The 11,547-nt window shown below is 66.9% G+C and carries 11 protein-coding genes; 1 reads left to right on the top strand and 10 read right to left on the bottom strand.

The window, feature by feature from the left end; genetic code table 11:
• Positions 1 to 91 precede the first annotated feature (91 nt).
• On the bottom strand, positions 92 to 637 hold the full coding sequence (locus tag AB0J47_RS41740) for a DUF1697 domain-containing protein (protein ID WP_364360083.1): 546 nt from the start codon (positions 635 to 637) through the stop codon (positions 92 to 94).
• A gap of 97 nt (positions 638 to 734) precedes the next feature.
• Positions 735 to 1,484, bottom strand: coding sequence for an acyltransferase (locus tag AB0J47_RS41735; RefSeq protein WP_364360080.1), 750 nt, complete (start codon positions 1,482 to 1,484; stop codon positions 735 to 737).
• A 118-nt stretch (positions 1,485 to 1,602) separates the two neighbouring features.
• On the opposite strand from AB0J47_RS41735, the gene AB0J47_RS41730 reads away from it, so the two are divergent.
• Positions 1,603 to 3,054: a PQQ-binding-like beta-propeller repeat protein gene (locus AB0J47_RS41730; RefSeq protein WP_364360077.1), complete on the top strand. Its 1,452-nt coding sequence runs from the start codon at positions 1,603 to 1,605 to the stop codon at positions 3,052 to 3,054.
• Between the two features lie 169 nt (positions 3,055 to 3,223).
• Here AB0J47_RS41730 and AB0J47_RS41725 read toward each other — a convergent pair whose 3' ends face one another.
• The 8 genes from AB0J47_RS41725 to AB0J47_RS41690 form a co-directional block, all read right to left on the bottom strand.
• Positions 3,224 to 4,384: a class I SAM-dependent methyltransferase gene (locus tag AB0J47_RS41725; RefSeq protein WP_364360074.1), complete on the bottom strand. Its 1,161-nt coding sequence runs from the start codon at positions 4,382 to 4,384 to the stop codon at positions 3,224 to 3,226.
• Positions 4,384 to 5,361, bottom strand: coding sequence for a methyltransferase domain-containing protein (locus AB0J47_RS41720; protein WP_364360071.1), 978 nt, complete (start codon positions 5,359 to 5,361; stop codon positions 4,384 to 4,386). Before AB0J47_RS41720 ends, AB0J47_RS41725 begins: the two co-directional genes overlap by 1 nt.
• Positions 5,362 to 6,097: 736 nt before the next feature.
• Positions 6,098 to 6,874: an enoyl-CoA hydratase-related protein gene (locus AB0J47_RS41715; RefSeq protein ID WP_364360068.1), complete on the bottom strand. Its 777-nt coding sequence runs from the start codon at positions 6,872 to 6,874 to the stop codon at positions 6,098 to 6,100.
• An 18-nt stretch (positions 6,875 to 6,892) separates the two neighbouring features.
• Positions 6,893 to 7,720, bottom strand: a complete 828-nt coding sequence (locus AB0J47_RS41710) for an NUDIX hydrolase (protein ID WP_364360065.1) — start codon at positions 7,718 to 7,720, stop codon at positions 6,893 to 6,895.
• A gap of 208 nt (positions 7,721 to 7,928) precedes the next feature.
• Complete coding sequence (locus tag AB0J47_RS41705; protein ID WP_364360086.1) at positions 7,929 to 8,762, bottom strand: ABC transporter ATP-binding protein; 834 nt, start codon at positions 8,760 to 8,762, stop codon at positions 7,929 to 7,931.
• 173 nt (positions 8,763 to 8,935) lie between these two features.
• Positions 8,936 to 9,736 (bottom strand): peptidyl-tRNA hydrolase, encoded by an 801-nt coding sequence (locus tag AB0J47_RS41700; RefSeq protein WP_364360062.1) that lies wholly within the window; start codon positions 9,734 to 9,736, stop codon positions 8,936 to 8,938.
• Between the two features lie 168 nt (positions 9,737 to 9,904).
• Positions 9,905 to 11,128, bottom strand: a complete 1,224-nt coding sequence (gene serB, locus AB0J47_RS41695; protein ID WP_364360059.1) for a phosphoserine phosphatase SerB — start codon at positions 11,126 to 11,128, stop codon at positions 9,905 to 9,907.
• Positions 11,129 to 11,363: 235 nt separating this feature from the next.
• Positions 11,364 to 11,547, bottom strand: a 184-nt coding sequence (locus AB0J47_RS41690; protein ID WP_364360056.1) for a hypothetical protein, incomplete at its 5' end; no start/stop codon positions are given.

Below are 11,547 nucleotides of genomic sequence, written 5' to 3'. Positions count from 1 at the left end.
GATACGACAAACTCGCCGTCCGCTTCCTGGCTACCGTCCACATCGCCGCCATCGACCTGTGGCTACGGTGACCCGACTTTCGAAACACGACCTAGCTCTCCATCTTCTTGACGATCTTCTGGATGGTGAGCCAGGTGCGGGTGGTGATTTCCTTGCTGTAGGTCTTCTCCATCCAGGCCATGAAGTTCGGGGTGCGGGGTTCGGTGTTGTCGATGACCGCGAGGACGACCCGGGCGGCGGCGTCGTAGCCGATGATCCGGACGCCGGCTTCAGTGTGTTTGCGTAGCTCTCCGGCGACGTTCGGTGGGGCCTGTTTGAGGAAGGTCGCGGTGAGATATGTGCCGCGGCCATGGGTCAGGCCCGGAAACGGATCGGTGTCGAGCAGGTCGCGCAGTTCGTCGTAGGTGCGCACGATGGTGCCGCCCGGAATTCCGAGTTCGCTGTTCAGCGCGTCCTGGACGCGGGCTTCCAACTTCGCGATATCGGTATCCGCGGTTCGGAAGACCACATTGCCGCTGGCCAATACCGTGGCGACCTGCTCGAATCCCAGCCCCTCGAACACCCCGCGCAGCTTCTCCCCCTTCATATTGGGGTTCGTCGGCATGATCCCGCGCAACAGCGCCGCGTACCTGTTCATGCCGTGACCGTACCGACTGCCACCGACGCATACCGGCATACTCGGCCGAGATAGCGTGAGCCCCGGGTCCATTCCGGATCCCGGGGCTCGGTCGCGCTTACGCCGACTGGGTGGCGCCGTTCTTCTTGCGCTCGATATCTTCCAGCGCGGCAATGTATTTGGCGCGCTCCTCGGCACCGGCCTCCCAGGTCGCCTTGCGATTCTTGACGACCTTGGCGGGCGCGCCGACGGCGATGCTGTAGTCCGGAATCTCGCCTTTGACCACCGCATGCGCGCCGAGCACACAGCCGCGGCCGACGCGGGTTTCGCGCAGCACGGTCACCTTTGCGGCGATCCAAGTGTCCGGACCGATACGGACCGGGCTCTTGACGATGCCCTGATCCTTGATCGGCATATTGATGTCGTCCATGCGATGGTCGAAGTCGCAGATGTAGCACCAGTCCGCGACCAGCGTGGATTCACCGATCTCGATATCGAGGTAGGTGTTGACCACATTGTCCTTGCCGAAGACGACCTTGTCGCCGATGCGCAGCGAACCCTCATGGCAGCGAATGGCATTACCGTCGCCGATATGCACCCAGCGGCCGATCTCCATCCGGCTCAGTTCGGGGGTCGCGTGGATCTCGACGCGCTTGCCGAGGAAGACCATGCCGCGCAGCACGATATGTGGATTGGCCGCCTTGAATTTGAACAGCCGGTAGTACCGCACCAGATACCAAGGCGTGTACGCCTTGTTCGCGAGCACCCAGCGCAGCGACGCCAGCGTCAGAAATCGCGCTTGCTGCGGATCCCGGCGGCGCGAGCCGCGCCACCGCGAGCGCAACGGTGCGCCCCACATGCTCGTCACGAACTCATCTCCTGTCGTGGTCCTTGACATGGCGACCGTCCCGGTCGCGACGGCTAGAGCTTATCCGGTCGGAAAACACGGCCGGGACCCGTACAACGTCGGCCGACCCTCCCGTACAGTGATCGCTGCGCCGCCGACGGCGGCGGCGAACCTCCACGCGGGCAACCCCGACTCGGGTGGTGCACGTACCGGGGTCGACACGCTTTCGGTCACGTCCACGACGACAGGAGTGCAGCAGGTGCGAAGCGGCGGCGTACTGGCCAATCCGGCGCGCGGGCTGACCCTGTCCCGACTGGGGGCGGTGGCGGCCATCGGCGCCCTGGTATTGACGGGCTGCGGTACCGACGTCGACGACATCACCGTCGGATCCGGCAAGGGCTGGACCACCGCGCACAACGACGGCCGCAACAGTGGCGTAAGCCCGGTCACCGGCTCGCGCAAACTATCGCTGGGCTGGTCACGACCCGTCGGTGGACCGGTCGAGGAACCCTTGACGATCGGCCCGGACGGGCAAATGTTCCTCACCACGTCGGCGCCCAACAACTGCGCCATCCTCTCGCTGCAGATGCTGACCGGCCGCAAGCGCTTCTGCAACGCGCTGGGACCGAATGCGATCTCCGCGCCCTCGGTGGTCGACAGCGGGACCAATGTCTACGTCGGTGACGACAGCGGGGTCAGTGCCTTCAACTCCATCGGACAGCCGCGCTGGCGGACGCCCGTTGCGGGCGTGCCGGTTTCGGCGCAATTCACCGGCGACGGGAACATCCTGACGGTCACCCAGTCCGGTCAGATAGATGTGCTGAGCCGCCAGACCGGTGAGCGCGTCGTCAGCACCACCCAACTGCTCGGCGACCCCGATTTCCTGGAGTACCCGGATCTCACCCGCCCCACGTCCGGTCAGGGTCTCGACGACTGCGCGATCGGCGGACCGCAGTGCCCGGTCGCCAATATCTCGCCGATCGAGGTGTCCAGCGGCCGCTTCTTCGTCACGCTGTGGGAGCCGGGCAAGCCGATCGCCGCACTCGTCGCATTGCGCTACGCCGACAATAAGATTCAGCAGGAATGGAGCGCGGACCTGCTCACCGAGGGCAGCGCGACCAGCCCGACGCTGTCCGCCGACGGCCACACCGTCTACGTCGGCGACAACTCCAAGCGTCTGATCGCCGTTGACGCCGCCGACGGTCGCACCAAATGGGTGCAGCCGCTGGATTGGGCTCCGCGCGGCGGCATTTCGGTCTCCAGCGACGGCCTGATCATCCCGTCCGGTGACGACGGCCACCTGCTCGCCCTGCGCGATAACGGCGACGCCGCCGAAATCGTCTGGGAGCGTAAGGATCTCACGCTGCGCGGCACCCCCGTCCAGACCGCGGGCGATACCGGCTATACCGCCGCCGCCATCGGCGACGGCATCAACCTGATCACCTTCGATACCAAGACCGGCGCCACCGTCGACTCCGACGCACTTCCGAATGCCAAGGGCACCACCACCGGCACGTCCATCGGCCCCAAGGGCGAGGTAGTCCTCGCCACCCGCATCGGCGAGGTCTTCGTCTTCAAACCAGACCGGTAACCACTCCACCCGCCCGCCCGCGTACGACACCTCGGATAACGAGCTGGACAGTCGATCACCACACGCTGATGTCGGCAAACGTCGAGAGCGAGCCTTAAGCATTGCATTCTCGACTCCAGCGAACGTGGGTAGGGCGCCGGCGAGTCGACGGAGCTGTGGGTGGCTGGGATCAGGTGGTGCAGAGGAAGGCGGCGGCGGTGCGGGCGATTCGGGTGAGGACGAGGGTATAGGGCTTGGTGCCGCGTAGTTTCAGGCGTTTGCGGAGGGCGTCGGGGTCGATATCGACGCCGCGGATCAGGATTTCCAGGGAGCCGCAGTCGCGGCGGGCCAACTCTTGGCGGAGGGTCTTTTCCCGGAGTTCCAGGCGGTCCTCGATGCGGAAGCCACGGACACCGTCGGGGACGTTGTTACCGGTGAGGTAGGCGATATTCGGATCCAGTTGCCAGAGGCCGTGTTTCGCGGCGTAGTGGCGAACCAGGCCCGCGCGCACGATGGCGCCGTCGGGGTCGATGATCCATTCGCCGGGCGGCTGGTCGGGAATCTCGTCCGGGTCTGTGTCAGTGTAGGCGACGGATCCGCCGCGGGAGGTGAGGACGGTGGCGCGGCGGGTGACGCCGGGTTCGGACAGCCCGGCCGACCACAGGCAGGCCTCGCGGACCGCACCATCGAGGGAGACGATCTCGATTTCACCGGACCAGTCGAGGCGGTCGAAATCCAATCCGGGAGCGCACTTTACGGCCAGGTCGCGACCGGGATAGGCGGCGAGCAGATCCGGCAGCGGCGGTTGCAGTTTCGCCGGATCGTGGGTGCGGCGGCCGTCCGCGCGCCGGGCCGGATCAGCGATGACTACAGTGCCGGTGCTGCACGGGATCAGGGCATCGGCCTTGGCCAGCAGGACATTTCGGGAGGCGGCGAGGTTGTGCGCGGCCATCGATAGACGCACGTCATCGAGGTCGCTGCCGAGTACCGAGGGGCAGGTGCGGCTCAGCTCGGCCAGTTCCGCACCGATCGAGCAGGTGACATCGTGTACGGCGCACCCGGACAGCCGGTCGGCGCGGTGGCGTGCCACCAGCGTCGGGGTCGCCTGTTGCAGCGCGTCGTCGGTGAACAGCCACTGCTCGGTATCGACGAGTTTGGCCGTGGCGCGACGGCGCAGGCGCACCGTTTCCACGAGAGCGCCCGACCGCTCGCCGAATTCGCGACGCACCCGCTCCAGATCGCGCAGGTGCGTCGCGGGAGTCAGCTCCAGCCGATCCACCTCGGCCAACGCGGCGCTACCCGCCGCACTACCGAGGAAGACGACATCCTCGCGGCCGAAGCGGTAACCCACTACTTGGCGGCGGCGCCCGGCTTCACGCCGGTGATCATGGCGTTGTAGAAGAACTGGCGCGGCACCACCCGGCGCATGATGTTCTCGTCCAACCAACTCAGCCGCAGCCACGCGCGGTACATGGCCATCCGGTAGCCCATGGTGAGCTTCTCGTCCGGCACGGCCGCCTCGAAGGTGCGCACCGGCCAGCCCCACAGCGCCGCCGCGAACTCCTCGGTGCTCGCCTTGACGTCGGTCGCACCGGCCCGCCGGGCCATGGCCTCGAGGTCGCTCGGATCGAAGGTGTGCAGGTCGACGACCGCCTCCAGCGCCGCGGCGCGTGAGGACTCGTCCAGTTCAGCTTGCGGCCGCCGCCAACCCGACAGTGCGGGCAGCTTGGTCACGGTGGTGGTGGCCTTCCAGGTGATGCGGCCGAGCCAGCGGGCGTAGAAGTTGCCCGCGGTGGTCGGTTCACCGGCGAAGACGAAACGCCCGCCCGGCTTCAGCACACGCAGGCACTCCTTGAGCGCCAGTTCCACATCCGGGATGTGGTGCAGCACCGCGTGGCCGACGACGAGATCGAAGGTGTCGTCCTCGTACGGGATGGTCTCGGCGTCGGCGACCCGGCCGTCGACATCGAGCCCGAGGTTCTCGGCATTGCGCAGTGCGACCTTCACCATGCCCGGCGAGAGGTCGGTGACCGAACCCGACTTCGCGACGCCACCCTGCATGAGGTTCAGCAGGAAGAAGCCGGTGCCACAGCCCAGTTCCAGCGCACGCTCGTACGGCAGCGGCGCGGGGCCGACCGCGGCGTCGAACCGGCCGCGGGCATAGTCGATACAGCGCTCATCATAGGAAATCGACCATTTGTCGTCATAGGTCTCGGCTTCCCAGTCGTGATAGAGCACCTGGGCGAGCTTCGTATCCTTCAGCGCTGCTTCGACCTCGGCCTCGGTGGCATGCGGGTTCGGCGCCGGGTCATCGGGGTGGACCGTCATGGTGGGCAAGCCTAGCCAACCCCGCGCCGCACGTGTGCAGCGGACCAGTGAGTAGGACCTAATTTCGGATTGCCGTCATGTCCCCCGAGACTCGTTCTGGTTCTGAACCTGCCCGGTGATCTACCCACGCACCGCCGCGCGCCCCTGATGCGGCCAGCAACCAGGGGCTCGAGCGGGACTCACGATCATCGAGTGCCGCGGAAGTCACACGCCCCACCTCGCAGGAACATGTTCCTATTTACGGTCCCTGTCGGCGCTCGGATCGCCCGAATCCGACCGACCGATCGCAGCAGCGCAGATCCCGCACTACCGCCCAGTAACGAAAAGCACCGAACAATCAGCGGATATGTCGATGCCACTGCACCTGCCGGTCCATCTGGGGCGCGATCAAGCCCGTTCAGCCCAACTGGCGAATCGCCTCAGAATCCGACGAATGCCACCGCACCGCAACCGTCGGCCAGCCGACTCGGCGCCTATGCCATCGCATCCATCAGTCCAGCCAGAGCACGGAACATACCCGTCCAGCCCGCCTGGAAGTGCTCTGGAGCGCTCAACGAATGCCTCCGCAACCGTCGGGCCGGGTTCGACTCGGCCGCTGCCGCTGTATCGACCGATCCCAACTCGGCGCGATCGAGCCCGTCCGCACTGACGAATGCGGTCGAACCCGGGCAATCGGCCAGGTTCGCGGTGCCCGTGCCGTCGTATCGACCGATCGCGCTGGGCGCGCTGGCCCCCGTCAGCGCCCGACGAAAGTTGCCGAGCCTGGGCCGTCGGCCAGGTAGGACTCCGTGCCGATGCGGCGGTCCTCGGTGGTGAAGAGGGCAGCCCATTCGGTGCGGGCGCGGTCGAGGCCGTGGGGGCCTGCCTCGAAGACGGCCTTGGCGGCGGCGAGGGCGCGGGCGGGGCCGTCGGTGAACTGTTGGGCCCAGTGCATCGCGGTGGTGTAGACGTCGTCAGGGGCGACGACCTCGTCGACCAGGCCGAGGCTCATGGCCTCTTCGGCCTCGACGAAGCGCCCGGTATAGACGAGGTCTTTGGCGGGGCCGGGGCCGATCAGTAGTGACAGGCGGCGGATGCCCGCGAGGGGGATGAGGCCCGCTTTGATTTGCGGCAGGCCGAGTTTGACGTTGTCGCCGATGATGCGGCGGTCGGCGGCGAGGGCGAGTTCCAGACCACCACCGAGGCAGTAGCCACTTATCGCGGCGACGGTGGGCTGGGGCACCTTGGCAAGGCAGGCCAGTGCCGCCTGCAAATCGGCGGCCATGGCTTCGGCCTGATCCGGGCCGAGCTCAGAAAGTTCGGCGAGGTCATCGCCCGCGCAGAAGACCCGCTCGTCGCCGTAGACGACCAATGCCGCGACCCCAGGCCGCGCGGCGACAACCGCCGCCGCCTCGGCCACCTCCCGAACCAGCTGCGCATTCAGCAAGTTCAGCGGCGGACGGTCGATCCGGAGGACGGCAACGCCGCGGACGGCGGGATCCTCGGGCAACTCCAGGGTCACGAATTCGGCCATGGCAGGAAACCTACTGCCTCACGGACGCGCGGATCCCCGGAGCCTGCTGGTATCCGGCAATCCGGCGAAGTAGCGCTGGTTTTCCGGGAATTCGAGCACCTGCCGCCCGTTGTCACCGGTGAGCACCGGCATGATCGGTTCGATCACCCGGTCGACGGCCAGAATCTCCGCGGTGGAAGCGAATTCGGCAATGGCATCGAGCTGCGACCAGGTCGGCGGCAACAGCACGTCGCTGCCCGCGCGCCAACGCTCGAGCGCCTCCGCCGCGGTGCGCCATTGCACCTCGGCCGCCTCGGAGGTGGCACCGTCGGCGAGTTGTCCCTGCGGCAGGACCGCGACGAAGAACCGGGTGTCATAGCGCCGCGGCTCGATCACCGGAGTGATCCAATTCGCCCACGGCCGCAGCAGATCCGCGCGCAGCACCAGCTTCTCCTCGGCGAGGAAGGCCGCAAGCGAGACCTCACGCCGCTCCAGCCGAGCACGGGCATCGTGGTAGCCGGTGGTATCGGAGACGATGGTTTCGCCGGTCGGCCCGGCCAGCAGCACACCGCATTCCTCGAAGGTTTCGCGCACGGCGGCGGCCACCAGCGCCTTGGCCCTCGGTTCGGTGGTGCCGAATTTCGCGGCCCACCAAGCGGGTTCGGGTCCGGCCCATTCGATATCGGCAGTGCCGTCGGACGGATCGACACCGCCGCCAGGGAAAACGGTCATACCGGCGGCGAAGGCCATTGCCCCGACCCGGCGCTGCAGGAATACCTCGGGACCGGTGACACCGTCACGCACCAACATCACCGTCGACGCGTCCCTCAGCGACGGAATCGGCTGCTGCGCGTTCGTCTCGCTCATGACCGCGCCGCGCTGACATCCGGCGCCGTCATACGCGATCGCGCATTATGTTGACGGCTCACTCGCTGACGCCCGCTCACGACCGTACCTCGCCCACGCTCGGCTCCGTCATGCGCGATTGCGCGCTCGGTTGCTTGTTCACGCCCGCTCACTCTTGCACCCTAACGCGTGCTTGTTTTACGGCGTAATCCAGATCACTCGTACGATGTCAGCGTGAACGGTGCCGCCCCAAGCGACGCGCGCGCCGAGCGAAGTACCGACCGTCGACGCGATCCAGCGCGATCGACTGACTGAAGGCCTCACTCAGGTTCTCGGCGGTCAGCACATCCGGCAGCAAACCCTGTGCGACAACCGCGCCCTCGTTCAGCAGCAGGCCATGGGTGAAGCCCGGCGGAATCTCCTCGACGTGGTGGGTCACCAGGACCATGGCGGGGGAATCGGGATCCGATGCCAGATCGCCGAGACGTTCCACCAACTCCTCGCGACCGCCCAGATCGAGCCCGGCGGCGGGCTCGTCGAGCAACAGCAACTCCGGATCGGTCATCATCGCGCGGGCGATCAGCACCCGCTTGCGCTCCCCCTCGGACAACGTTCCGTAAGTGCGATCGGAAAGATGTTCGGCTCCGAGACTTTCGAGCATATCGATGGCGCGGTCGGTATCGACATCGTCGTAACGCTCGCGCCAGCGGCCGAGGACCGCGTACCCGGCGGAGACCACCAGATCGCTGACCTTCTCGTCGCGCGGAATCCGGCTGGCCACCGCGGCCGAGGACCAGCCGATGCGCGGTCGTAGCTCGCTGACATCGGTTTTGCCGATGACTTCACCGAGCAGATGGGCAATGCCCGAGGTCGGATGCACTTCGGCGGCGGCCATGCGGAGCAGCGAGGTCTTGCCCGCGCCATTGGGTCCGAGGACCACCCAGCGTTCGTCGAGCTCGACCTGCCAGGTGACCGGGCCGACGAGGGTGTGACCCGAGCGTCGGATGGTCACGTCGGTGAAATCAATGAGCAGATCGGGATCCGGTTGCGGCACGGGCTCCATCTTGGCCCAAATGCGCGCTGTTCGTACGACCGACCCATGCCGGTAGCCACGACGTGGCCATTCGGCCGCGACGACAGGCCGCCGCGGCCGGTGGGCGCACCGCTCCCGGCGGATTTTCAGAGGACTCATCGGTGCAACGGAACATCCGCGCGACGATCAGTGCCAGCAGGCAATCACGATTGTCCCGGTACCGCGATCACAGTTATCGAACCCGGCGCGACCTCGGTGAAACCGGCGTCACGAACCGCGACGGCCTGTCCGCGAGACACCTGCTCGCACAGCGACGCCCACCGCTGCGGTCCGGATTCGCGCACCGCGCATCGGAACTCGCGCTGCGACCACCGCAGCGCCTCCTCCGCGGTAAGCGCACCGGCGAGCAACATGCTGGCGTGACCGACCTGCGCCGCGGCCTTGCCGAGCGTCATGCCGAGCTTCGCATTCACCCACAGCACCGGCAGGTCGGGATCGGCGGGTCCGGGATCGTCGTGTTCGAGATCGGTGCCATTGATCTGCAGCCGCCTGATCCGCGGATCGACCTCACCGACCGGCCCCGGCACGAAGGCCCGCGCCTGCGCACCGTCCACCTCGACGGTCACCCCGTCGACCTCATCGGCGGCCAGCCACTGCGCACCGCGCGCCCGCCGTGCCACCTTGCGGATCCGGGATCGCTTCCAGGCCAGGAACCGCTGCTCCCACGTTCCCTCGGGCCCGACCCGCTCATCCAGGCACAGTGCCACCGTGGCCGCAGCCGCGGCCTCCAGCAGCGCGCTGCGTCGCGGCGGATCGACCTTCGGAATGTGCAGCACCATCTGCATGGCCTGCACCAGGGCGGGATCCTCGGGATCGCCGAGACCACCGTAACCGCGCGCAAGCTCCGCGTGTCGAGCGCGGAAACCCTCGACACCCGTTGACAATTCGGGCTCCGCTGTACCACCGTCCCGGAATCCGGCGGTGCTCTCCGGGATACTCGACATCACTCCACCTCGATCGTCAACATGCTGCGCGGCCGCGACTCCCACGTCAGGTCGCACTCGAGTGCAAGCTTCGGGACGCCCGCCGCATTCCCGCTGGAGTCCTGTACCACCGAACCGTCTGGAGCGACTTCCGCACCACAAACTCCGGAGATATTCGCCGGACGTGAGTCAGCTTCCGACGAGCGGCACGCGACGTATTCCGCCGTCGCGGGCATCGGCAGCCTCCACCTCGTCGCGGGTCACGCCGAGGATGAACAGGACGGCGTCCAGGTAGGGGTGCGAGAGAGCCGCATCGGCAACCTCGCGCAACGCGGGCTTCGCGTTGAAGGCGACACCGAGCCCGGCCGCATTGAGCATGTCGATGTCGTTGGCACCGTCGCCGACCGCCACGGTCTGCTCCATCGGCACCCCCGCCTCCGCGGCGAACTTGCGCAGCGCGGTGGCCTTGAAGGCACGGTCGACGATTTCCCCGACCACCCGGCCGGTCAGCTTGCCATCCACGACCTCGAGCGTATTCGCCTGCACGAAGTCCAATTCCAGTTCGTGCGCGAGCGGTTCGATCACCTGACGGAAGCCGCCCGACACCACACCGCAGCGGAATCCGATGCGGCGCAAGGTCCGAATGGTGGTACGTGCACCCGGGGTCAGCTCGATCCGGTCGGCGACCTCCTCGATCACAGATTCGTCCAGCCCCTCGAGCGTCGCGACCCGCTGGCGCAGCGATTCGGCGAAGTCGATTTCGCCGCGCATGGCCGCCTCGGTGACCTCGCGGACCTGATCCTCCACCCCGGCGTGCGCGGCGAGCATCTCGATCACCTCGCCCTGGATCAGGGTGGAATCGACATCGAAGACGATGAGCCGCTTGCCTCGGCGGGCCAATCCGGCCCGCTCCACCGCGACGTCCACCTGTTCGGCGACCGCGACCTCGGCCAGCGCCGTGCGCAGCCGGGCATCGGAATCGGGTCCGGTATCGGTCGCGGTGACCAGGAGTTCCATGCCGGTCACCGGATAGTCGGCAATGCCGCGGATGGTGTCGATATTGGCGCCGAGCGCGGCGAGCTGGCGGGAGACCGAACTGAATGCGCGCGCGGTCACCGGTGCGCCGAGGATGACCACCGCGTGCGTGGACATCGGCTGTCTGCCGATCTGGGCGTCGACCTCGACGTCGACATGCATGCCGACGGTATTCATCGCCTCTTCGAGCTCGTCCTGCAGCGCCTCAGGATCGCTCGGGCAGGTGACCAGCACACCGAGGGTCAGTCGGCCACGGATGACGACCTGCTCCACATCCAGCAGGCTCACGTGATGCCGCGACATCGCCGCGAGCAGCACGGAGGTCACACCGGGCCGGTCGGGTCCGGTGACGGTGACGAGGACGGTGGTGTCGGCCAACTGAGGTGCTCCAAGTTAGTTGTTTGCCGTAGCTGTGCTGGACCTCGGTGTCGCAACGCTTCGGTCGGTGCTTGTCCCACAAATGAGTGTGCACCCACTGATGATCAGTAGGTGCACACTCATCATGGCGACGCTACTGCATAGCCGGATATCTCTCTGGCAGCCAACATAGTTGCTCACTCGCCTGGAGGGCTCGCGCTATGCGCGCTTGGACGGACGAATGTCCGGCCACCGCCTAATGCTTTGCCAGGGCGCCTTCGTGCACCTCGGTGGCATGTTTGCCCGAACCCCAGCCCACATGCGCCTCGGCCCGCATCCGCTCGACCATGTGCGGGTAGTGCAGCTCGAATGCGGGACGCTCGGAACGGATTCGGGGCAGTTCGTAGAAGTTGTGCCGCGGCGGCGGGCAGGTGGTGGCC

It is taken from the genome of Nocardia sp. NPDC049737 (assembly GCF_040674755.1).
Taxonomy (GTDB): domain Bacteria; phylum Actinomycetota; class Actinomycetes; order Mycobacteriales; family Mycobacteriaceae; genus Nocardia.
The sequence above is the reverse complement of the archived record's forward strand: the minus strand, read 5'-3'. Positions and strand labels throughout refer to the sequence as shown.